The organism is Nodularia spumigena CCY9414 (genome assembly GCF_000340565.2).
Taxonomy (GTDB): Bacteria; Cyanobacteriota; Cyanobacteriia; order Cyanobacteriales; family Nostocaceae; genus Nodularia; species Nodularia spumigena.
Genome location: NZ_CP007203.1, coordinates 155,898 through 178,366, shown reverse-complemented (window position 1 = coordinate 178,366; position 22,469 = coordinate 155,898). Strand labels below are relative to the sequence as shown.

Here is a 22,469-nt window from a genome sequence, read left to right as displayed (position 1 = left end):
GACTACAGAGGTATAAATTTGGTGTAGGAGAAAAGTTTGCTCCCCTTGACCAATGACCATTAAACGCCAGCATGACCGAGGGCTATACCAGCTACGAGCATTCCTAAGACTAGGAAGGGTTGAGCGCTGGCTTGATATTTGACATCATTTTTCAGGGGGTCACGCAGGAAATACATATCCTGGAAGGTGATTTGGGGGATGATTAATAGCAGCAAAATTGCGGCATACAAGTTTTCGTGAATAGTGATCAGATAAACTGCAATCACAGCTTGAAATACATCAATCATGGCTGCACAAACCCAAGCTGCTCTGGTGACACCAAACATCACAGGTAATGATTTTAATCCGAACTGGCGATCGCCTTCAACACTCTTAAAATCATTCACAATGGCAATACCCAAACCAGCCAAACTATAAACCACAGTAATCACCACAATTTTCCAATTCAGTTCGCCAAACAAAGCATGACCAGTACACCAAGGAAAAGCCATATAGCTCGCACCAAGAGCATAACCGCCTAACCAACCGTTTTGTTTCAGCTTTAATGGGGGCGCAGAATAAATATAGGCAATAAAGGAACCCAGAATAGCTATAGTTGTGATTGTGGGATATTCATTACCCGCCCAAACATCCAGTGCAACAGCCAGAGCATTTCCCGAAATTAACAATACCCAAATTTGTGTAATGACTTGAGGTAAAGGAATTGCACCAGAAGGAATGGGACGGTAAGGTTCATTCACCGCATCAATTTCACGGTCATAATATTCATTTAAAGTTTGGGTATAACCTGCGAGTAAAGGCCCTGAAAGCAACATACAAGCTGCCGACATCAACACATTTTCTAGTGTCCAAGTATAGTTACCCGAAGAAGCCGCACCACAGACTACACCCCAAATCAGGGGAATCCAGGTGATAGGTTTCATCAGTTGTAGGCGAATTTTCCAGATGGATTTTTCCCCTGGTGCTGCCCCTTTCATGCCTAATAACTGCCGAGCCTTGGCGCTGCGATCGGCAACTGCTGTAATTTCCTCGTTAGGTTTAACTGAATCTATAGCCTCTACCGGCTGAGAATTAGGGTTAATAGGGGTTGATTCTGACATAACACTATGAGTAGGAAGAGGGAGTAGGGAGTGGGGAATAGAGGCAAGGTGCAGGTGAGAAATTTGTTCTTGCCTAATACCCAATCTGTAGGGTGGGTTAGGCGGCTATAAAACCTTTGAGCATGAAAAAATTTCTTTCCGCCGTAACCCACCGAAAGTCCTTAAAAAGAAATTATCAAATAATTATTTTGAAATTTGGCTCCAGTAACTTGTCTGCCAGTGAGTGCTGGGGGTAAGAAGAGATTACGCCGTTGATCTCCGGCTTCTACAGTGACTTCTGGCCCGTACTGCGTCAGTTTGACTTGCTTTTTGTCAAAACTTGGCAAGAATAAGCGGACTTGACGATTGTGGATGTCAATCTCTATGGGTTTGGGAGCCTGTCGTGCTTGTTCAACAAAGTTGGGTAGAGCATCTATCAAAGGTTGCCATTCACCTGTGGGAGCATCGGGAACAACGCTCACAGTCAGAGGTGCAAATTCTTCTGACAGGTTGACCTTTGGCTCAGGTGAGACCAAAATCACACCACCAACGGTTAAACCGATTTGTTGAGCGCTACCCCACAAATAACGAGAACTAGCGACTTCTAGGGGGTCTGGTGTACTCACTAAGAAGGCCGCAACGCGATGAGGATCTGCAAGGGCGGCTTTTCCTTTATCTAAAAAACCATTCACTTGGTTGGTGGGGAGAGCAAAATTATCTGCTGTCCAGTTGACATTAAAAAAGCTGCTAATTAGCGGCTGAATTAAAGGCGATTCCGCAATAGTCTTTCCCAAATCTGAGTTGACAAATAATTGCTGAAATCGCCGCACATACCAACTCAGAGATTCTGGCATCCCTAACATTCGCAGGGTGAAGGAATCACCTGTGCCATCGTAGATAATCGCGTCATATTTGCCACTGGCATCATATTCGCGGATCGCATTCAAGGCCAGGGCGCTGTCCATCCCTGGTAATACTACCAGTTCTTGACCATAAACATCTTTGAAGATGGGCGTGCGGAGGTATTGCGCCTCCAGTTTTTTCACTTCTTCCCAGTTGCGTTCTAGCAATACAGATGATTGAAACTGCACAACTTGTAAATTGGGAGCAATTTCCTGGGGGTCAGCAGTCAGGGTCTGATCCAGTAAAATGGGTAAAACTGGTTCTGCCAAACCTGCGAGAAGTACACGCTTGCCTTGGCTTGCCAATAACTTGGCGGCAGCGATCGCAATTTTAGTCCGCGCTACACCGCCTTTGCCCAAAAATGTCAATATCAGGGACATTACTTGATTCCTATATTCACCGCCATTCTATTCCACTCCAACTTAGCACTAGGCAAATACTCTTAGCTTCCGCGTGGAGTTTTATCTATTACACAAGTTTGATTTCATCTTCAAAAAACCAAGTGGAAGAATTATCGTCAAACAGCACCACTACACCGATTCCACAGCCATCGGTGACTTTGTAGCCTTGAATGATGCCTATTTGTCCGAGTTTTTTCGCAATAGCAGCAGATACGCGATCGCGCAGACGAAAAACTTTAACCTTTTGTCCGATTTCCATGCCTAGTCACAATGCAATAAACCAAGTTTCAGTTTAGCCGAATCGGTGTCCCATCTGTTTAAAATTAAATCAACAAGCAATCAGGTAAATAATTATGTTTGTCACAGCGCAACAGCTAGAACAACAAATGCCCGATGCAACTCGGTTGTTAAGTGATGAGCCGGAAATGGAAAGTTCTTTGCACTATATGCAGCTACTGCTGTTAGTCACTTGTTTAGAATGGTTGTGGCGCGATCGCAATGATTTCTTTATCGGTGCAAATCTGACAATTTTTTTCAGCCGTCAGCAGTTACGCAATCGAGATTTTCGTGGGCCGGACTTTTTTTTTGGTGAAGGACACGGAAAAACGCCCCCGCACTTCTTGGGTAGTTTGGGAAGAAGATGGTCGTTATCCTGATTTGATTATTGAATTACTTTCCGAGAGTACAGCTAATATTGACCGAAATTTAAAGAAAAGTTTGTATGAGAATCGATTTCATACCCCTGAGTATTTTTGGTTTGCGCCGGAAAGTTTAGAATTTGTCGGGTTTGAATTAGTAGGCAATAAATATCAGGAAATTACACCAAATGAGCAAGGATGGCGCTGGAGTGAAGTCCTGGGTCTGTATTTGGGTATCCAAAATAGTAAATTACGCTACTTTACACCTGATGGTGTTTTAGTGCCGACACCAGAGGAAGCTGCTATGGCAGTACAGCAGATGGCGATCGCAGCGCAACAACAGGTATCTGAGGCGCAAAAACAGGTATTAGAGGCGAAATCACAGTTACAAGCGGAACAAATGCGATCGCAACAATTGGCAGAACACTTGCGATCTTTAGGAGTTGACCCAGATAGTTTGCTTAGTTAGATTAGGTAAAAACTATGACTACCGCCATCAATTTAGTAGATACAAACATTGAATATCCCAGTGCTGATGGAGAACCTGTGGCAGAAACCTATATACATCTTTATGCAATTTTAACTACATTGGAAGTCCTGAAACAATACTTAGCAGGTAGACAGGCGACGGTACTAGCAAATCAATTTCTGTATTATGCTCAGGGTTTTCCTAAATTAAGAGTTGCACCAGATGTCATGGTAATTTTTGATGTGCAGCCTGGGGGTAGAGATAACTATAAAGTCTGGGAAGAAGGTCAAGTGCCACAAGTGGTATTTGAGATGACCAGTAAAGGTACTCAAAAGCAGGATCAAGAGCAAAAGAAACTTTTGTATGAACAATTAGGTATTTTAGAATACTGGTTATTTGACCCCAAAGGCGAATGGGTTAACGAAAAATTACAGGGGTATCGTTTACAGGATGAAATTTATCACCCAATTACTGACAATTTATCTCAGCCTTTAGGATTGCGCCTCGAAGTAGAAGAGGAACTTTTGCGATTTTATCGCTTAGATACCGGGGCGAAATTACTGATACCCACCGAATTAGCGGAATTGGCGGAACAACAACGACAACGGGCGGAACGACTAGCGGAACATTTGCGTTCTTTAGGAGTTGACCCAGATACTTTAACTTAAGTCAGAAAAAATACCTTCATCCAAACAAAATCATCTGGATGAAGGTATTTTTTGTAGTAAAGGTATATGTGTGTATAGTTTATTAATTCTTTCAATCCTTTGTTATAGCTATTATTTATACACGTATAAAAATTGAAGAAATCTTCATATAATATTGCGATTAATTGATGATAATTAAGTGTGAGTGTGAGTAGTGAGCGAGGAAACAGGCATTGGTACGGATAATGCAAAATGCTGTAAGTAAGGTAGGGAAGCTGAGGCGAATACTGCCAATAAACCAGCAATTGTGGGCTAAGTTTGATTTATTGAGAACTTTAGTACGGCGAGATTTAGAGGCGCGGTATAAGGGTTCTGTTTTGGGAAATTTGTGGCCTTTGGTAAATCAGCTTTCACAATTACTGATTTATACTTATGTGTTTTCCATTGTTTTAAGGGTAAAGCTCACTCTCACAAATTTGCCAGAAAATAATTTCACTTTTGGATTGTGGTTATTTGCAGGTTTGCTTCCCTGGATTGCTTTTTCAGGTGGATTAATGCAGTCTGCTGGTTCGGTGGTAAGCCAGCCAAATTTAGTCAAGAAGGTGGTATTTCCTCTGGCTTTGTTACCCTTAGTGCCAATTTTGTCAACGTTCATTGAAAGTTCTTTTGGTTTAATGGCGTTGATTTTTTTTGTAGCAGTAAATACTCATACTTTACATAGTACGTTGGCGCTGTTACCCTTAGTCTGGTTAACGCAATTAGTGTTAACGGCAGGTTTGGGTTACTTAGCGGCGGGATTAACAGTTTTTCTGCGGGATATTCCGCAGACACTGGGAGTAGTTTTAAATATTTGGATGTATTTAACACCGATTATTTATCCGGCTTCAGCAATTCCCGAAGCATGGCGGAATTGGGTATTTTGGTTAAATCCGTTGACGGCGATCGCAGAAGTTTATCGTGATTTAATTTTAGTAGGAGAGGTAAAGCATGGGGGAGAATGGGGAGTTGCGAGTGCGATCGCATTGATTATATTTTGTCTTGGGTTGGCAATTTATAAACGCTTGCGTCCGGCTTTCGCGGATGTACTGTGAATATGTTATTGAAGTTTCATTTTCCTGATTATTTGAAAAGTGCGAGGAGTGATATTAAAAACATGGGAGAAGAAATTGCAATTTCTCTCAAAACTGTATCGAAGTGCTTTGTGCGATATGCTCATCCTGTAGATCGCTTAAAAGAGATTTTATTACCTGGTAAAAGTATCTCTGAACAATTTTGGGCGCTGAAAAATATTAATTTAGAAATTCCTAAAGGACAAACAGTAGGAATTATTGGGCGCAATGGTTCTGGTAAAAGTACACTATTGCAAATTATCGCAGGAACCTTAACCCCAACAACTGGAGAAGCACAGGTAAAGGGTAGAGTTTCTGCTTTATTAGAACTAGGAAGTGGTTTTAACCCAGAGTTTACCGGACGACAAAATGTATTTTTTAATGGTCGTTTATTGGGGTTAACTAAAAGAGAAATTGAAGACAAGTTTGATGAAATTGCCAGATTTGCAGATATCGGCGACTTTATCGAGCAACCTGTTAAAACATACTCAAGTGGGATGTTTGTTCGTTTAGCTTTTGCTGTAGCGGTGAACGTGAATCCAGAAATTCTCATTGTTGATGAAGCACTAGCTGTAGGTGATGTTGTATTTCAACATCGATGTATGCGGCGGATGCGAGATTTAATGGATTCTGGCGTAACAACTTTATTTGTTTCTCACGATTCCGGAGCCATCAAAAATTTGTGTAATTCCGCAATTATGATTCATGATGGGCAAATACACACTTCAGGTTTACCCAATGCAGTCATAATTGAATATTTAAAACTTGTGACTGATTTAGAATTGAATTTATCGCCGAAAGAGTTGGATCATCAATGTCAACAGCCAACAGATGAAATTAATGTTGTTAACAATCAATCATCAGAATCACTAGATGTTGACATCCTATCAGCTAAGGAATCTTCGGGAAAACTCAAACGCAGGGGAAGTGGTAAAGCTCGCATTCAAAAAATCAGATTGTTGAACCAGTTAGGAGAAGACGCTGGAGAAAGCCCAATCTTTGAATTTAATGAAGAAGTGACTTTATTGATTCAAGTAAAAGCTTATGTCGCTATTAAGAGTTGTATTATTGGATTTTTCGTATGCGACAAAAACGGCAATGAATTGATCGGAAGTAATACATTTGAAGAAAATATCAAAATTGATAACTTAGAAACTCAAGAAGAATTAGAAATTAGATTTAAATTCAAATTACCTTTAAGATCAAACTCTTATAGTCTAACGGTCGCTGGCTCAGAAAACTATGAAGCCGTGACTTTTGATTGGATTGATAATGCAATAGTTTTTCAAGTTTTACCTCCAGAGTCAGGAAAGCGTATTCATGCTTTAATTGATCAACCAATGATTGTTGAACTTAAAAGAAATCTGTTGCCAATAATAGCTATACCAAATTAAATTATCTCAAAATTATGCATAAAAATTGGTCAAAAGATTATCCATCCCCTGAAGGGCTGACAGAAGAAGTTCTGGATGAGAATAGTAGTCTCAAAAAAATGTTGGACTTTATTGGCTCAGATAAAACAGTAGTTGACTTTGGTTGTGCAACAGGTTACTTCGCAAATTTACTTCAACAAAAAGATTGTATAGTCACAGGAATTGAAATCAATCCAGATGCAGCAAAAGTAGCTGAAAAATACTGTCAAAATGTCATAGTAGCCGATCTAGATTTTGTATCTATTACAGAAATTTTAGCTAATCAGAAGTTTGATGTGGCGATATTTGGCGATATTCTGGAACATCTCCGCAACCCGTGGAAAGTTTTAGAAGAAACAAAAAGTATTTTAAAAGAGCATGGCTTTGTAGTAGCGTCTATTCCTAATATCGCTCACGGAGCAATTCGTTTAGCATTACTTGAAGGCAAATTTGAGTATAGGAAGTTAGGAATCTTAGATGATACACATTTGCGGTTTTTTACTCGTGAAACAACTGAAGAATTGTTGCAAAAATCTGGATATTTAATTGATGAGTTAGAGCGGACAAAATTACCATTATTTTCTGATTCTGATTTAGTCCCAAAACTTAATGAAAATCACTTTAGCAAAGATGTTATTCAATATCTCCAACAAGATCAAGATATTGATACTCTCCAATTTATAGTCAGAGCATTTCCTTTATCTCAAGAGGGTGAGCATAGTTTACTGAATACCAGATATCACAAGGTTTTAGTGGAACGTGATTTCATACAATCGCAACTACAACAAACTCAGGCGGAACTAGAGCGATCGCAATGTCAATTACAAGAAACACAGGCGGAATTAGAGGAAATTCGCAGGCGATCGCCACATATACCAGCAGAAATAGAAGTTGGTTTACAACCGTCTGTAGAAGAAGTAGAAACATTGAAATTGCAACTCCAAAATACTCAGACAGAATTAGAGCGATCGCAGCACATAATCACAGCAATGGAAAGTAGCAAATTTTGGGAAATTAGACAAATTTGGTTCAAATTAAAAAAAATTATAGGTGGGAGTTAATCATGCAGAAATGATATTATCTATAAAATAGACATGATTTAAAAATGGCATTCAATCATTCCACTACTTATCAATATAGAGGATTTAAAATATGCTATTTAACCAAAATAACCTACAATATATACTTAGCTTATTAAAATGCCCCAAATGCCACCACTATCACTTAAGAATTAAAACAGACTATTTGGAGTGTACAAATTGTTCAGCACAATACCCAATACTGAATAAAGTTCCAATTTTTTTAGAACATCCAAATACTGTTAAACTAATGCCAGTAGACCATATTAGTAATCAATTGCCGATTGAAATCCTTAACTGGCTAGAAAAGTTAGATGGTTATAGCTTGAATATAGGCGCAGGTGCAACAAAATCACCAATACCTAAATGTATAGAAATAGAGTATTCCATATGGAAAAATACAACTGTTGTGGGTGACGCACATCAACTTCCCTTTCAGGATGAAATTTTTGATGCCGTAGTTTGCTTGAATGTATTTGAACATTTATATAATCCAAATTTAGCAGCAAAAGAAATTTTACGAGTATTAAAACCCGGTGGAAAATTAATTCTTCAGACAGCATTTTTACAACCTTTACATGAAGAACCTATACATTTTTACAACGCAACTAAATATGGTTTACTTAATTGGTTCTCCGAATTTAACATAGACAAGTGCCATGTTTCAGAAAACTTCAATCCTGCTTTGACATTAGGGTGGTTATCCTCTGAATTAATCCACTCATTAAATCAAAATTATCATTCTAGCATCGGTACAGACTTATCAAAAACCACCCTTCAAGATTGGAGCGAAATTTGGGCTGATCCTGATAAACGAGATGGTTTACTATGGGATTCCTTATTAAGATTACCTCAATCTAGCCAAGAAAAATTTAGTGCTGGCTTTGAACTTCAAGCCAGTAAACCAAGTAAAATTAAAATGATTGAACCCGTCGAAAATAACACAACAAAAGAAGCGGTTATGGAACTAATAAACCAAAATACATCAGTGGAAATACAACAATTACCAGATGAATCAATCAGTGAAATTGACGAAAAAAGATTATTAGTTATTTCTCGGCTAGAAAGTGCAACCATCTGTGAGAGAATGGGCAATAATCCCTGGCAAACAATGTCTAATGCTGCCTATGAATCCAGTAAAAATCCTTGTATAACTGTAATTATTTCTTTGTATAACTACTCTAAATATATATGTGAATGTATAGACAGTGTGTGTAAATCTAACCTACATGATTTACCAGGAAATATTGAAGTATTAATAATTGATGATTGTTCAACAGATAGTTCAGCCAGCATAGTAGAAGAATATATAAAAGAAGCTAACATACCTATTTCTTTAATCAAGAAATATTTTAACACAGGTTTAGCTGATGTGAGAAACATAGGATTAAAACTGGCACGTTCTCCTTATGTATTCATCCTAGATGCAGACAATTGGATATTTCCCAACTGCTTACCAGTTCTTTATCGGGAAATTAAACAATCTCATTGTGCAGCAACATACGGAAAAATCAGAAGATTTGATAATGAAACTAATCAAGATATCGATACAGTATCCTCTAAAGAGTGGGATGTTAGTTCCTTAGTAAAAGATCCATACATAGATGCTATGGCTATGTTTGATAAAGAAATTCTGCTGAAAGTAGGAGGATATTCGACTGAACTAATTGAATATGGTTGGTTTGGATGGGAAGATTATGACCTTTGGCTGAAATTAGCTCACAATGGATACTCATGTCAGCTAGTTCCAGAAATTCTCAGTTCCTATAGGTTACATCCATCTTCAATGATAAATACTACTGGCAGATATATACTGAATATGTCCAGATATTTTCATCATAAATTTTCAGAATTGGCTCAATTAGATACTCACTCAGATAGACTATTTGGTTCTTGGCGCAGTGACGTTTGTTCAGGAACATACGCAAAAATCAGACCGAGGTTAAATGCAGTTCAATCAGATGAATTACAAAAGGCTCATGCGACTATTGAGGCTATTAAGTCCAGTAAATTTTGGAAATTAAGAAACAAGTGGTTTCAACTTAAGAAACTTTTAGGTTTAACTAAAGATATTGGCATTAAAGTTTAATTTCTTAGTGGGGGATAAATTCATCAAAATGAGATTTATTGTTTAAATTTATGGATTATCAAGTAATAGCATATATTACTGCTTACAAAGACCTACAAGCGGTAAAAAAATGTTTAGAACTACTCAAAAATCAGTCATATCCCATACAGGAAATTTTTGTAGTTGACAATTCTCCACAACAAATCATATTCTCGGAAGATGGATTATTAGTTAAACATTGTCCGGAAAATATAGGAGTTGCTGGAGGCTTGAAGCAAGCAGTTATTTGGGCTAAAGAAAAAGACGCTAATTTCCTTTGGGCTTTTGATCAAGATAGTGAACCAGATGAAGATTTGCTAGAAAAGCTCTTATTAAAATATCAATCATTGTCAACTAATGAATTTCCGATTGGAATAGTTGCGCCTCTAGCAATAGATGTACAATCTCAGAGCAACATTCACGGGTTAATATTTAGCGGATACAAATTTGATTTACCTTCAGAATTACAAACTCTTACAGATTACTATGAATGTGATGCTGTGATTACATCTGGGAGTTTAATTTCTATAGATGCAGCCAGAAGTGTTGAATTACCAAGAGAAGATTTATTTCTAGATGCTGTAGATTACCTGTACTGTATGAATTTTAAAAGCCAGGGATATAAAATAGTCGTGATCAAAGATGCTATTCTTAAGCATCATTTAGGCACATATCGCCAAGTTAAATCACCAAAGACAAAAACAGAAGTTTTTACTTACACTTGCTCACCACTTCGCTACTATTACAGTTGTAGAAATCATACTTTTCTGGAAACTCGTTTATCAACAAAGTTGATGTTGTCCAAATCTATCATCTGTAGATTAAATGTTGTCAGAAACCATTTAAGGCATATATTTTATTATGAACCAGACTTGACTTTGTTAAAAGCTTGGGCTTGTATTACTGGGACTATTGAAGGTTTTTTTGGCAGACTGGGTAAAACTTGGTAACTACAAATGTTAAGTATTTCAGCCGCTTTGCTGAAGCTCACAGGTGGAGAAATAATCCGTGCTAAATTATTCTTGCTGATAGCAGTAAAATCAATACCCGTGAAACTTATACCCACTGAAATCTCTGAAGTTTACCTCATCGAACCGCAAGTATTCACCGACTCTCGCGGCTTTTTCTTGGAATCCTACAATCAGCAAAAATTCACAGATAAACTAGGTATCACCGTCAACTTTGTCCAAGATAACCACTCAGCTTCCCAGCAAAACGTCCTCCGGGGACTACACTATCAAATTATCCAACCCCAAGGTAAACTCGTTCGGGCTGTGGTTGGTAAAATCTTTGATGTAGCTGTAGATATTAGAAAAAGTTCCCCCACCTTTGGACAATGGGTAGGTTATGAACTCAGCGCTGAGAATAAACGCCAATTGTGGATACCACCAGGCTTTGCTCACGGTTTTCTAGTGCTGTCAGAAGTTGCTGAAGTTACTTACAAAACGACAGATTACTATGCGGCTCAAGGCGATCGCACCATTCTCTGGAATGATCCAGATTTAGCGATAAATTGGCCTATCAAACAACCACCAATCTTATCAGATAAAGATAACAAAGGTCAACCATTTAAAACTGCCGAAGTATATGAATGAATCAATTTTACTACTGGGTAGCAACGGTCAAGTAGGTCAAGAACTCGAAAAAATCCTTTCACCCAAACACAAAATAATCCCACTGGCGCGCCCTAAAATTGACCTGACTCAACCCGATAACCTGCGTCAAATCATCAGAGAAATCCAACCACAAATCATCATTAACGCCGCCGCTTACACTGCTGTAGACAAAGCCGAAACAGAACCCGAACTAGCTACCGCCATCAATGCGAAAGCCCCCCAAATTATCGCCGAAGAAAGCCAAAAACTCGGTTGTTTCTTAATTCACTTTTCCACAGATTACGTATTTGATGGACAGCAAACTCGCCCATATCAAGAAACTGATAGAACCAACCCTTTAGGCGTTTACGGACAAACCAAACGAGCCGGAGAAATAGCAATTGAGCAAACTCATCCCCATCATATTATTCTTCGCACAGCTTGGGTTTACGGCACATTTGGTAAAGGTAACTTTGTCAAAACCATGCTGCGACTGGGTAAAGAACGCTCAGAAATTGGTGTAGTTACAGATCAAATTGGTAGTCCCACATGGGCGCAAGATATTGCTGATGCGATCGCCCACATTATACCCCAATTAACACCAGAAATAGCTGGAACTTACCACTATACCAATAGTGGCGTAATTAGCTGGTACGACTTTGCTGTGGCGATTTTTGCAGAAGCCCAACACCTGGGTTTTCCCCTCACACCACCCCAAGTTATCCCCATCACCACCGCCGAATATCCCACCTTAGCCCGTCGTCCAGCCTATCCCGTCCTAGCTTGTGGGAAAATATCACAGCTTCTAGGAACATATCCCCCCCATTGGCGACAAAGACTTAGGCTAATGCTCAAAGACTGGTTCTCCAAATCATAATTATGAAAGCACTGATTCTCTCTGGTGGTAAAGGTACACGTCTACGCCCACTCACTTATACAGGCGCAAAACAACTCGTCCCAGTTGCCAATAAACCAATTTTGTGGTACGGGATTGAAGAGATGGTTGCTGCGGGTATTACCGATATTGGGATTATTATTAGCCCAGAAACCGGACCAGAAGTCCAAAATAAAACCGGAGATGGCAAACTTTTTGGGGCTAACATCACCTATATTGTACAAGACCAGCCAGCCGGTTTAGCTCATGCAGTTTCAGTTGCGCGTCCTTTTTTAGCAGACTCACCCTTTATCATGTATTTGGGTGATAACCTGATTCAGCAAGGTGACTTAAGTTACTTTCTTCAAGAATTTATCCAACAACAACCAGAAGCGTTAATTCTCTTGCGTGAAGTTGTTAATCCTAGCGCCTTTGGTGTAGCTAAAGTAGACGAAACAGGGCGAGTATTAGAATTAATTGAAAAACCCAAAGTTCCCCCATCAAATTTAGCCTTGGTAGGGGTTTATTTCTTTTCCCCGATTATCCATGATGCCATTTCTCGTATCCAACCCTCAAAAAGAGGCGAGTTAGAAATTACCGATGCGATTCAATGTTTAATCAACCAAAAAAAACAAGTTGTAGCTTGTAAACTGGATGGTTGGTGGCTAGACACGGGTAAAAAAGATGATTTACTAGAAGCTAACCGTTTGATTCTTGATACTTATTTACAAACATCCAATTTAGGCGAAGTTGATGCCAATAGTCAAATTATTGGGCGCGTCCAAATTGGTACGAATTCTCAAATTATCAATTGCACAATTCGCGGTCCAGTTGTGATTGGCAATGATTGTTATTTAGAAAACTGCTTCATTGGTCCTTACACTAGCATTGCGAATCATACAAAGCTTATTGATACCGATTTAGAACACAGCGTAGTTTTAGAAGGTGCGAAAATTGTGGGAATTAATCAGCGTATAATTGATAGTGTGATTGGACAACGCGCACAATTGACTGTTGCTCCTCGTCGTCCTAAAGCCTTACGGTTTTTGATTGGTGATGATTGTCAAATTGAACTGACATGATTTACTTTTTAACAGTTAACTATTATTCTACGAATCTGTTAACTAAATTAATCAATTCATTCCCCACAGACCAAAATATTCCTTACAAAGTTTTAATCATCAATAATTCTCCTGAAGATACTGATATTAATCAGATTCAAGGTCAATCTGTGCAGATTATTCATGCTGAAGGTAATATAGGCTTTGGTAATGCTTGCAACTTAGGAATTGAATATATTTTCAATGAAGATCAACAAGCAATTATTTGGATAATTAATCCTGATGCTTATTTGCCAAAAAATTCTTTAGCAGAAGTTAATATTTTTTTTGATTCTCATTCAGATTTATCAATTGTTGGTACTATTATTTATACACCTGAAGGTGAAGTTTGGTTTGCAGGTGGTCGCTTTCTTCCTAAAATAGGTGCAATTATTCAGGAAGACTTGTTAACATACACAGATAAACCCTATGTGATTTGTGACTGGGTTTCAGGCTGTAGTTTAATGATTAATTTACGGAATTTTTCGGAAGTTCCTTTGTTTGACCCGGTTTACTTTCTATATTATGAAGATTTTGATTTTTGTCAACGCTATGCTAATCAAGGATATTTAATTGCTGTAACGAATCAGGTTAGTGTAATTCATCAACCATCGTCAATTACCAATAGAAATGTTTTTCTCAAAATTAAATATAGTACATACAGCTATTTAATTACATTAGAAAAATATACAAATTTGGCAATACAAATAATCAGATTAACTAGGCTGATTCTGTACGCTATTATTTTGATTGCTATCAAACCTCAAGTATCACTAGGAAAAATTCAGGGGGTGTTAATGTATTTGCGGAGATGTCTAACTCCCAGAAACTAGTAGCGCTCCGCTTTCGTCAAAAGTCAAAGCAGGAAAAACTCCCCACCTGATTTTATATTGGCAGTTAGGAGGCGATCGCATCTACAATTCATTTAAATTAGTTGTTTAATAGCAAAATTATCACTGTGACTAAAAAAGCCCTAATTACTGGACTAACTGGACAAGACGGTTCCTATCTCGCCGAAATCCTCCTCACCAAAGGTTACGAAGTATTCGGACTAGTGCGCCGTTCCAGCACCAGCAATTTAGAACGTATTAGCCACCTTTCCGGCGAAGTTAAAATAGTATCCGGTGATCTCCTCGATCAATGTTCCTTAATGGACGTAATTACAGACTCACAACCAGATGAAATCTATAACCTCGCCTCTCAAAGCTACGTCCCCCTGTCTTGGACTCAACCCTCCCTCACCGCAGAATACACAGCCCTCGGTGTTTCCCGTCTCTTAGAATCAATTCGTCGCTGTAAATCCGATGCAAGATTCTATCAAGCTTCCAGTAGTGAAGTTTTTGGTCAACCCGACGAATCACCCCAAAGTGAACGCACCGCTTTTCGTCCCCGTAACCCCTACGGTGTTGCTAAAGCTTACGCCCACTGGATGACTGTTAACTATCGCCAAAAATATGACCTCTACTGCTGCTGTGGTATTACCTACACTCATGAATCGCCCCGACGTGGGACGGAGTTTGTATTTCGTAAAATCACCCACGCCGCAGCCCAAATTAAACTCGGTTTGGCAAATGAATTAAAATTAGGTAATTTAGAGGCTCGTCGTGATTGGTGTTATGCCAAAGATGCTGTTTATGCTATGTGGCTGATGTTACAACAAGAGCAACCCGAAGATTATATTATTGCCAGTGGTGAAACTCATTCGGTCAAAGAACTCGTTGAATGTGCTTTCAATTATGTTGGTCTAAATTGGCAAGATTATGTTGTAGTTGACCCTACATTTTACCGTCCTGATGAACCAGTGCAGTTAGTTGGTTCCATTGATAAAATTAAAACTGAGTTAGGTTGGCAACCTCAACATAGTTTTGAGCCAATGGTTGAGTTAATGGTTGATTATGACCTCAAAAAATTGTGCGCTGACAGTAGGTCGGCGTAAATAAGGTGATTTGTCATTTGTCATTTGTCATTGGTCATTTGTCATTAGTAAGGGTTTCGATCCTGTTTAGGAGTCGTAACATAGTTTGGTTTATTCAGCAAGCCCTACTTAGCTAGGACTTACGCATAATTTACGTTTTCTTGGCGTTCTACAGCCCTTGCGGGCATCGCTGCGCGCGGGCGACTAAAGCCCTGGGGGCATACGCTGCGCGAAGGCGGTTAGATAAATCAAGATTTTGGCAATTGTTGCGTAAGTCCTGTTAGCTTAAAAACTTGAATCTAAAATTCAATTAATCAAGGTAGTGAAAGAGCAAAATTATTTGACTGGTCAAGAAATATAAAACCAATATTACAACTTATTTAATGAATATATCCGATAATTCTGGTTCTCATCAATTAATTATTAACTTATCCATTCTTTTACCTCAACCCACAGGTATTAGTAACTATGCTCAAAATATTTTTCCTTATTTAAAATCTCTTGAACCTACTTTATTAACATCACAAAAATCCTCGGAATTTAAATGCTATCCGGTTCGTGATAATCTGACTCCCGCTCAAGGGACAAAAGGGCATTTGCGCCGCTTATTGTGGACACAATTTCAACTACCGCAAATCTATAAAAATCTTAAATCAAAACTGTTATTTTCCCCGTTACCCGAAGCGCCTCTTAATAGTAACTGTCGTTTTGTGGTCATGTCTCATGACTTAATACCTTTGCGCTTTCCCAAACGCTTCTCGCCGTTAACACCTTACCATCGTTACTACATTCCCCAAGTCCTCAAACAAGCGCAACACATAATCTGCAATTCCCAAGCGACAGCCCAGGATATAATCGATTTTTACCACGTTTCCGCCAGCAAAATTACGCCGATTCCTTTGGCTTATAATTGCCAACATTTTCGCCCGATGAGAGAAAAACGGCGAGAAAATCAGCGTTATTTTCTCTACCTGGGACGACACGATCCCTATAAAAATTTACATCGACTCATAGCTGCTTTTGCGGCGCTACGAAATAGGGATGAATATGAATTATGGTTAGCTGGTCCCATCGATAAGCGTTACACTCCAGTTTTACAAGCGCAGGTTGCAGAACTGGGAATAACTCAGTTAGTAAAGTTTCTCAATTATGTATCGTATAACGAATTACGAAAGATTATTCATGGTGCGATCGCTTTAGTGTTTCCCAGTCTGTGGGAAGGCTTTGGTTTGCCGGTTGTCGAAGCAATGGCTTGTGGGACTCCGGTAATTACTTCTAACCTTTCTTCTCTCCCAGAAGTTGCAGCCGATGCTGCGATTTTAATCAATCCTTATATTATAGCAGAAATTACCGACGCTATGCAGATGATAGCTGAAGATATGGCAGTGCGATCGCACCTCTCCACCCTAAGTATAAAAAGAGCCAATCAATTCAGTTGGGAAAAAACCGGACTGGCTACCGCCGAAGTTTTATCACGCTATTTATGAATGTTAGGCTAAAGTAATCTGGCTCAAAACCTTACCAAGAAATCCTATGGTTGTGCAAACTCCCCCCCGGCAATATTCTATAGAAGAATACCTAGCACATGAAGAGACGGCTGAGTATCGCAGCGAATACCGTAATGGAGAAATTTTACCAATGACTGGAGGCTCGATTAATCATAATCAAATTATTGTCAACTTAGTAATTGCTCTAGGTCTTGCTCTGAGAGAACGAGATTACCACGTTTATACTAGCGATTTGCGTTTATGGATTCCTCATTACCGAGAATACACATATCCTGATATTCTAATCATCAAAGATGAAGCTATATTCCAAGAGGGACGCACAGATACAGTGCTAAATCCGAGCATCATTTTTGAGGTACTTTCTAAATCTACCAGTAGTAGAGATAGAGGCGATAAATTTACCTATTACCGTTCCATCCCGGAACTTCAAGAATATATATTAATTGACCAATATCAAATTCATATTGAGCAGTTTAGTAAAACTCCAGAAGCTAACTGGCTATTAAGAGAATCTGACAATGAAGACGGAGTTTTAACTTTAGCTTCCGCAAATTGCCAAATTCCCCATCGCCAGATTTACGAGAGAGTGAAATTTGAAAATCAACCAGAGTAGATGGTTCCAGCAATTACGAATTACAAATTAAGGAGTTCCCACTGCTCCAGAGTAAACCAAACCCCGTTGCAGATCCAAAGTTACAATTGCGCCATCATGAATTACTGACGTTGCTGTCTTCACACCCACAATCACAGGGACACCGAGACGTAAAGCAATGACTGCCGCGTGACTTGTTAGACTCTCATCTTCAGTAATAATACCAGCAGCTTTCCGAATCGCCTCGACAAAATCGGCATCGGTGCGGGGTGCAACCAAGATATCTCCAGGATTAAAATTACTCACCTGCATAGCAGTGTGAGCCACTCTCGCACGACCACTGACAGAACCTTGTCCCAAACCAATACCCTGACCTAGAACAGCTGTGACAACTTCCACCTTGACCAAATCCGTTGAGCCTGAAACACCTTGGAGTGTACCAGCAGTCATCACCACCAAATCACCCTCAGATAGGTAATTATGCTCTTGCGCCACATTGATAGCTGCTTGAAATGTCTGCCCTGTGGAAGGTAGCCCCAGCACTAATAAGGGTTTAACTCCCCAAACCATTTGTAACTGTCGTGCCACATTTACATGGGGTGTCACAGCTAAAATAGGCGTATGGGGACGAAATTTGGAGACATTGCGAGCTGTAGCTCCTGTTTGCGTCAGGGTCATAATTGCCGCAGCTCCTAACTGTTCAGCAATTTGTCCCACGGCTTGACTAATAGCATTGGGAATAGAACGCCGATTATTGCGCTGTGGAGGGACGACTGAATGCAGTACTTCTTCCTGTTCCATGCGTTCGGCAATTCTGGCCATTGTGGCGACGGCTTCCACGGGAAAGTCGCCCACAGCAGTTTCATTCGATAGCATCACGGCATCTGTGCCATCTAAAATGGCATTAGCTACGTCTGAAACTTCCGCACGAGTGGGGCGGGGGTTGCTCACCATGCTATCTAACATTTGGGTAGCGGTGATGATGGGAATCCCTAAGCGATTGGCTGTCGCAATCAGCCGCTTTTGCAATACAGGGACATCCTCAGCCGGGAGTTCTACACCTAAGTCCCCTCTAGCAACCATTACGCCATCACATAAAGCCAGAACTTCTTCCATTTGTTCAATGGCTTCATGTTTTTCAATTTTGGCAATGACTGGAACCTGCTTACCTGTGCTAGAAATTAGCTCTTTAATTTCGATCATGTCCTGGGGGTTGCGGACAAAGGAAAGTGCTACCCAGTCTACACCTTGATCTAGACCAAACATCAGGTCATCGCGGTCTTTGTCGGTCATGGCCTTGATGGATAGGTAAACACCGGGAAAGTTGACACCTTTGTTGTTCGACAACTTACCAGGGACTGTGACAGAACAATGTAAATCACCTTTGTCACGGTTAATATTTTCTACGAGCATTTCTACTCGTCCATCATCAAGGAGAATTTTTGCACCTACAGGCACTTCTTCTGCCAAATGATCGTAGGTAACACAGCTAATTTCTTGTGAACCGATAACTGGGCGATTTGTCAAGGTGAAGCGATCGCCTTTTGCTAAAATTATCGACCCATGTTCAAACTTACCTAAGCGAATTTTTGGCCCTTGCAAGTCTTGGAGAATGGCCACGGGCTGATTTAATTCAAAGGCAGTTTGCCGAATTAAGCGAATACTACGCTGATGGTCGGCATGAGTACCGTGGGAGAAGTTGAGCCGCAGTGTCGTTGCACCCGCTTCAATAATCGCCTTCAGCATTTCTGGGCTGCTAGTGGCAGGCCCAATTGTAGCAACAATTTTTGTCCGGCGTAGAGAGTCTCTTAATTGCATAGGGGCTGATTCTAGGGGGCTATCTCTATCTAGAGATTCATAGTAAGTTAAGGGGCGTTTCGTTTTCAGTCACTGCTATATCCATAACCAACAGAGGCAGAGGATGAATGGGGGTGTGAGAGTCACTTTGAGCAGCAATTATTTATTTTCCCCTGCTTATTTCCCAAGTGTTGTGAGATAGAGTAGATATCGTACACCAAACTTGGTGACATCCGGCTTCAGAGAGATTTTTTTTATCAACTCTTTGGTGGTTGCCTAGCACATCCTACTGATCAGCAAAAACTTATCTCTCGTCTGGAATCATAGCGCTATTCATCTCCTCTTCAGCAAAGATAAAGTTAAATATTCCTAAATAAAAGCTTACAAAAGTTTATTATCTGCTCATCTTTGTCGTATATTTGTAATGTTTGCTCAAGAAAGGAGTTACAAATGCTCACATTGGAGGCACAGAAGTCACTGAAAATCCCCCCCAGGGAATTTTTAGCGCCTCCTGGTGATTTTAATCCGACACTGTTGCTGTTTTTATCGACGGTAACAATGTTGGTCTTATCTAACTTCGGTTACTGGCTATGGCAATGGCCAGACTGGTTGTGTTTTACCATTAATACCATTGCTTTACATTGTGCTGGCACTGTGATTCACGATGCTTGTCACCAATCTGCCCATCGCAACCGTGTGATTAATGCCATGTTAGGGCATGGTAGCGCTTTGATATTAGCTTTCGCTTTTCCAGTATTTACACGGGTACATTTACAGCATCACGCCCATGTGAATGACCCCAAAAACGACCCAGATCATTACGTCTCTACAGGGGGACCGTTGTGGTTGATTGCGGTGCGTTTTTTGTATCATGAGGTGTTTTTCTTTCAACGGCGACTGTGGCGCAAGTATGAATTATTAGAATGGTTCGTCAGCCGCTTAATTGTCGTGACAATTTTTTATATTTCGATTCAGTATCACTTTTTAGGCTATATTCTCAATTTTTGGTTTATACCGGCGTTTTTGGTGGGGATAGCACTAGGATTATTTTTTGATTATTTACCACATCGTCCGTTTGCGGAGCGCGATCGCTGGAAAAATGCCCGCGTCTATCCTGGTAAACTACTGAATATCCTGATTTTGGGACAGAATTACCACCTCATACATCATTTATGGCCTTCGATTCCTTGGTATAATTACCAGCCTGCTTATTATGCGATGAAGCCGTTATTGGATGAAAAAGGTAGTCCTCAGACATCGGGGTTATTGCAGAAAAAAGACTTTTTTGAATTTGTGTATGACATCTTTGTAGGAATCAGATTTAATCGTCATCACGAATAGTTCCACAGTGGCGTTAGCGTAGCTTATTCTATGTATCGTATCGTCTAATCATGGCAGATACAGGAAAGCTACCTAACAAAAAAATGACCAATGGGAAGGTTCACAGTCAACTGAGTGCGATCGCGGAAATTCAAATTTTTGAATGTGTTTCCTGTGCGATCGCCCTGCGGCAATTCCTCATAAATCAAAAAGTTTCCGGTAAACAGATTAGCCTATCTACAGGGACTACAGAAGATCCCTTCTGCAATATTTATCATGAACGCCTCCAACAAAACATCTCTATCAACGGAAGACATGAAGCGATCGCTGTAGAAATTGATGGACAGGAACTCATCTTTGACAACATCCACCCCGAAGGAATTTCCAGAGTAGAGAGCATAAATAAACGGAGTAATCTGTAGTTTATGTGAACCAAACCACTCAAAACATGAGTAAACGTTATCTAGGTCATAACACCTTGGGATTCGCTAGTCCCCTGCCATGTTGCTACTTATTAAACAATCCGCAAGGATAGTGTATTTAGCATAACAAGCTCAGATAACAAGGTTGAAGCAAACATTACCCTGAAAAGGTGAAATTTAAATGTCTAATTTTGTTCTAGTTCTTGATACCAACAAAAAACCACTTACTCCAATTCATCCAGGAGATGCACGTTTTTTATTAAATCAACAAAAAGCTGCTGTATTTAGAAGATTTCCATTTACCATAATTTTGAAAGAACCTAAATCTGAAGTTCCAACTCAACCGATTGAATTAAAAATAGATCCAGGGAGTAAAACTACAGGTTTTGCGTTAGTTCAAAATAATAAAGTCATCTGGGGTATGGAATTACAACACAGAGGTTTAGCTATTAAAGAAAGCCTAGAAACTCGAAAAGGAGTAAGGCGAGGAAGACGTTCTAGACATACTCGTTATCGTCAAGCTAGATTTCTTAACCGCACTAAACCTCAAGGTTGGTTAGCACCTTCTTTAAGCCATAGAGTTTTAACTATTAACACTTGGGTTAAAAGATTATGTAATTTTGCCCCAATAACTGACATAGTTGAAGAGCTTGCTAGGTTTGACCTACAGCAGCTAGAAAACCCGGAGATATCAGGCTTTGAGTATCAACAGGGAGAGTTACAAGGGTATGAAGTCCGTGAATATCTTTTGAATAAATGGAATAGAAAATGTGCATACTGTACTGCGGAAAATGTCCCTTTACAAGTTGAGCATATTAAACCAAAAGCCAAAGGAGGAACTAATAGAATTTCTAATTTGTGTCTAGCTTGTGAGAAATGCAATATCAAAAAAGGTACTCAAGATATTGAGAAGTTTTTAGCAAAAAAGCCTGAGTTGTTGAAGCAAATTTTATCCCAAGCCAAGCGTCCACTAAAAGATGCGTCTGCTGTAAATTCAACGAGATGGGCTTTATTTAATAAGTTAAAAGAAACTGGATTACCTATAACAACAGGTTCAGGAGGTTTAACTAAGTTTAATAGAACTCGTTTAGGATTGCCTAAAACTCATTGGATTGATGCTGCTTGTGTAGGAAAAGTTGAAACTCTCAAAATACTGACAACAAAAATTTTAACAGTAAAAAGCACGGGGCATAGTTGCAGAAGATTCTGTAGGATCAATAAATTTGGTTTTCCTTGCACTGAGCCTAAAAAAATATTCACTCATGTTTCTACAGGAGATTTTGTTAAGGCTACTTTGCACAAAGATCGTAAAAACATAACTTCTGGAAAGTATGTAAGTCGTGTTAAAACTCCCACAAAAAACGGATGTGAGATTGTTATCAATGGTTTTAGAGTTGAATTTTCAACAATGAAAAATATTACTAAGGTTCATTGTAGTGACGGGTATAGCTACGTTTGACTACGGACAACTACAATTTTATGAGATTAAATGCAAAGACTGG

At 39.6% G+C, this 22,469-nt stretch carries 20 protein-coding genes and 1 pseudogene; 17 read left to right on the top strand and 4 right to left on the bottom strand.

The annotated features are described in order from the left end of the window. Positions 1 to 59 precede the first annotated feature (59 nt). The 3 genes from chlG to petP all read right to left on the bottom strand — a co-directional run bounded on the left by chlG (position 60) and on the right by petP (position 2,642). Positions 60 to 1,100, bottom strand: coding sequence for a chlorophyll synthase ChlG (chlG, locus tag NSP_RS00825; protein ID WP_006195466.1), 1,041 nt, complete (start codon positions 1,098 to 1,100; stop codon positions 60 to 62). Between the two features lie 161 nt (positions 1,101 to 1,261). Continuing rightward, complete coding sequence (locus tag NSP_RS00820; RefSeq protein ID WP_006195467.1) at positions 1,262 to 2,362, bottom strand: Get3/ArsA fold putative tail anchor-mediating ATPase NosAFP; 1,101 nt, start codon at positions 2,360 to 2,362, stop codon at positions 1,262 to 1,264. An 88-nt stretch (positions 2,363 to 2,450) separates the two neighbouring features. Then, a complete protein-coding gene (gene petP / locus NSP_RS00815; protein ID WP_006195469.1) occupies positions 2,451 to 2,642 on the bottom strand; it encodes a cytochrome b6f subunit PetP in 192 nt (63 codons plus the stop codon). Between the two features lie 94 nt (positions 2,643 to 2,736). Here petP and NSP_RS00810 point away from each other — a divergent pair. The 14 genes and pseudogenes from NSP_RS00810 to NSP_RS00745 all read left to right on the top strand — a co-directional run bounded on the left by NSP_RS00810 (position 2,737) and on the right by NSP_RS00745 (position 17,449). Beyond that, positions 2,737 to 3,490: pseudogene (locus tag NSP_RS00810) on the top strand (Uma2 family endonuclease). A 14-nt stretch (positions 3,491 to 3,504) separates the two neighbouring features. Beyond that, entirely contained in the window at positions 3,505 to 4,158 is a 654-nt protein-coding gene (locus tag NSP_RS00805) for a Uma2 family endonuclease (RefSeq protein WP_017803713.1), read from the top strand. A gap of 224 nt (positions 4,159 to 4,382) precedes the next feature. Beyond that, the gene (locus tag NSP_RS00800; protein WP_006199253.1) at positions 4,383 to 5,228 is read left to right on the top strand and encodes an ABC transporter permease; all 846 of its coding nucleotides are present in this window, start codon (positions 4,383 to 4,385) and stop codon (positions 5,226 to 5,228) included. 62 nt (positions 5,229 to 5,290) lie between these two features. Next, the gene (locus NSP_RS00795; RefSeq protein WP_173403244.1) at positions 5,291 to 6,640 is read left to right on the top strand and encodes an ABC transporter ATP-binding protein; all 1,350 of its coding nucleotides are present in this window, start codon (positions 5,291 to 5,293) and stop codon (positions 6,638 to 6,640) included. A gap of 14 nt (positions 6,641 to 6,654) precedes the next feature. Then, the gene (locus tag NSP_RS00790) at positions 6,655 to 7,719 is read left to right on the top strand and encodes a class I SAM-dependent methyltransferase (protein ID WP_017803712.1); all 1,065 of its coding nucleotides are present in this window, start codon (positions 6,655 to 6,657) and stop codon (positions 7,717 to 7,719) included. 91 nt (positions 7,720 to 7,810) lie between these two features. Continuing rightward, positions 7,811 to 9,826 carry a glycosyltransferase gene (locus NSP_RS00785; RefSeq protein WP_006198900.1) on the top strand — a complete coding sequence of 672 codons (2,016 nt, stop codon included), beginning with the start codon at positions 7,811 to 7,813 and terminating at the stop codon, positions 9,824 to 9,826. A gap of 50 nt (positions 9,827 to 9,876) precedes the next feature. Continuing rightward, a complete protein-coding gene (locus NSP_RS00780; protein WP_006198901.1) occupies positions 9,877 to 10,794 on the top strand; it encodes a glycosyltransferase family 2 protein in 918 nt (305 codons plus the stop codon). A gap of 99 nt (positions 10,795 to 10,893) precedes the next feature. Beyond that, the gene (rfbC, locus tag NSP_RS00775) at positions 10,894 to 11,439 is read left to right on the top strand and encodes a dTDP-4-dehydrorhamnose 3,5-epimerase (RefSeq protein ID WP_173403323.1); all 546 of its coding nucleotides are present in this window, start codon (positions 10,894 to 10,896) and stop codon (positions 11,437 to 11,439) included. Next, positions 11,432 to 12,316, top strand: a complete 885-nt coding sequence (gene rfbD / locus NSP_RS00770; protein WP_006198903.1) for a dTDP-4-dehydrorhamnose reductase — start codon at positions 11,432 to 11,434, stop codon at positions 12,314 to 12,316. The genes rfbC and rfbD overlap by 8 nt, the downstream gene beginning before the upstream one ends. 2 nt (positions 12,317 to 12,318) lie before the next feature. Beyond that, positions 12,319 to 13,395, top strand: coding sequence for a glucose-1-phosphate thymidylyltransferase (locus NSP_RS00765; protein WP_006198904.1), 1,077 nt, complete (start codon positions 12,319 to 12,321; stop codon positions 13,393 to 13,395). After that, a complete protein-coding gene (locus NSP_RS00760) occupies positions 13,392 to 14,246 on the top strand; it encodes a glycosyltransferase (RefSeq protein ID WP_006198905.1) in 855 nt (284 codons plus the stop codon). Before NSP_RS00765 ends, NSP_RS00760 begins: the two co-directional genes overlap by 4 nt. Before the next feature lie 125 nt (positions 14,247 to 14,371). Then, entirely contained in the window at positions 14,372 to 15,349 is a 978-nt protein-coding gene (locus NSP_RS00755) for a GDP-mannose 4,6-dehydratase (protein WP_006198906.1), read from the top strand. Positions 15,350 to 15,711: 362 nt separating this feature from the next. After that, positions 15,712 to 16,815: a glycosyltransferase family 4 protein gene (locus tag NSP_RS00750; protein WP_006198907.1), complete on the top strand. Its 1,104-nt coding sequence runs from the start codon at positions 15,712 to 15,714 to the stop codon at positions 16,813 to 16,815. A gap of 46 nt (positions 16,816 to 16,861) precedes the next feature. After that, on the top strand, positions 16,862 to 17,449 hold the full coding sequence (locus tag NSP_RS00745) for a Uma2 family endonuclease (RefSeq protein ID WP_006198908.1): 588 nt from the start codon (positions 16,862 to 16,864) through the stop codon (positions 17,447 to 17,449). Between the two features lie 27 nt (positions 17,450 to 17,476). Here the strand turns inward: NSP_RS00745 and pyk are convergent, their stop codons facing one another. Beyond that, the gene (gene pyk / locus NSP_RS00740) at positions 17,477 to 19,246 is read right to left on the bottom strand and encodes a pyruvate kinase (RefSeq protein ID WP_017803711.1); all 1,770 of its coding nucleotides are present in this window, start codon (positions 19,244 to 19,246) and stop codon (positions 17,477 to 17,479) included. 429 nt (positions 19,247 to 19,675) lie between these two features. On the opposite strand from pyk, the gene crtR reads away from it, so the two are divergent. The 3 genes from crtR (at position 19,676) to iscB (ending at position 22,426) form a co-directional block, all read left to right on the top strand. Then, positions 19,676 to 20,566, top strand: a complete 891-nt coding sequence (gene crtR / locus NSP_RS00735; protein WP_006199227.1) for a beta-carotene hydroxylase — start codon at positions 19,676 to 19,678, stop codon at positions 20,564 to 20,566. Between the two features lie 83 nt (positions 20,567 to 20,649). Beyond that, on the top strand, positions 20,650 to 20,967 hold the full coding sequence (locus NSP_RS00730) for a papain fold toxin domain-containing protein (RefSeq protein WP_231859515.1): 318 nt from the start codon (positions 20,650 to 20,652) through the stop codon (positions 20,965 to 20,967). Positions 20,968 to 21,148: 181 nt separating this feature from the next. Beyond that, on the top strand, positions 21,149 to 22,426 hold the full coding sequence (gene iscB, locus NSP_RS00725; RefSeq protein WP_017803710.1) for an RNA-guided endonuclease IscB: 1,278 nt from the start codon (positions 21,149 to 21,151) through the stop codon (positions 22,424 to 22,426). The last annotated feature ends 43 nt before the right edge of the window (positions 22,427 to 22,469 follow it).

Excerpts from the sequence above, each read along its gene's own strand:
- NSP_RS00745 (WP_006198908.1), top strand. The coding sequence starts at position 16,862 with ATGGTTGTGCAAACTCCCCCCCGGCAATATTCTATAGAAGAATACCTA.
- NSP_RS00805 (WP_017803713.1), top strand. The coding sequence starts at position 3,505 with ATGACTACCGCCATCAATTTAGTAGATACAAACATTGAATATCCCAGT.
- NSP_RS00795 (WP_173403244.1), top strand. The coding sequence starts at position 5,291 with ATGGGAGAAGAAATTGCAATTTCTCTCAAAACTGTATCGAAGTGCTTT.
- petP (WP_006195469.1), bottom strand. The coding sequence starts at position 2,642 with ATGGAAATCGGACAAAAGGTTAAAGTTTTTCGTCTGCGCGATCGCGTA.
- NSP_RS00760 (WP_006198905.1), top strand. The coding sequence starts at position 13,392 with ATGATTTACTTTTTAACAGTTAACTATTATTCTACGAATCTGTTAACT.
- NSP_RS00780 (WP_006198901.1), top strand. The coding sequence starts at position 9,877 with ATGGATTATCAAGTAATAGCATATATTACTGCTTACAAAGACCTACAA.
- rfbD (WP_006198903.1), top strand. The coding sequence starts at position 11,432 with ATGAATGAATCAATTTTACTACTGGGTAGCAACGGTCAAGTAGGTCAA.
- iscB (WP_017803710.1), top strand. The coding sequence starts at position 21,149 with ATGTCTAATTTTGTTCTAGTTCTTGATACCAACAAAAAACCACTTACT.
- NSP_RS00790 (WP_017803712.1), top strand. The coding sequence starts at position 6,655 with ATGCATAAAAATTGGTCAAAAGATTATCCATCCCCTGAAGGGCTGACA.
- chlG (WP_006195466.1), bottom strand. The coding sequence starts at position 1,100 with ATGTCAGAATCAACCCCTATTAACCCTAATTCTCAGCCGGTAGAGGCT.
- pyk (WP_017803711.1), bottom strand. The coding sequence starts at position 19,246 with ATGCAATTAAGAGACTCTCTACGCCGGACAAAAATTGTTGCTACAATT.
- NSP_RS00730 (WP_231859515.1), top strand. The coding sequence starts at position 20,650 with ATGACCAATGGGAAGGTTCACAGTCAACTGAGTGCGATCGCGGAAATT.
- NSP_RS00750 (WP_006198907.1), top strand. The coding sequence starts at position 15,712 with ATGAATATATCCGATAATTCTGGTTCTCATCAATTAATTATTAACTTA.
- NSP_RS00800 (WP_006199253.1), top strand. The coding sequence starts at position 4,383 with ATGCAAAATGCTGTAAGTAAGGTAGGGAAGCTGAGGCGAATACTGCCA.
- NSP_RS00820 (WP_006195467.1), bottom strand. The coding sequence starts at position 2,362 with ATGTCCCTGATATTGACATTTTTGGGCAAAGGCGGTGTAGCGCGGACT.
- NSP_RS00785 (WP_006198900.1), top strand. The coding sequence starts at position 7,811 with ATGCTATTTAACCAAAATAACCTACAATATATACTTAGCTTATTAAAA.
- NSP_RS00765 (WP_006198904.1), top strand. The coding sequence starts at position 12,319 with ATGAAAGCACTGATTCTCTCTGGTGGTAAAGGTACACGTCTACGCCCA.
- crtR (WP_006199227.1), top strand. The coding sequence starts at position 19,676 with ATGCTCACATTGGAGGCACAGAAGTCACTGAAAATCCCCCCCAGGGAA.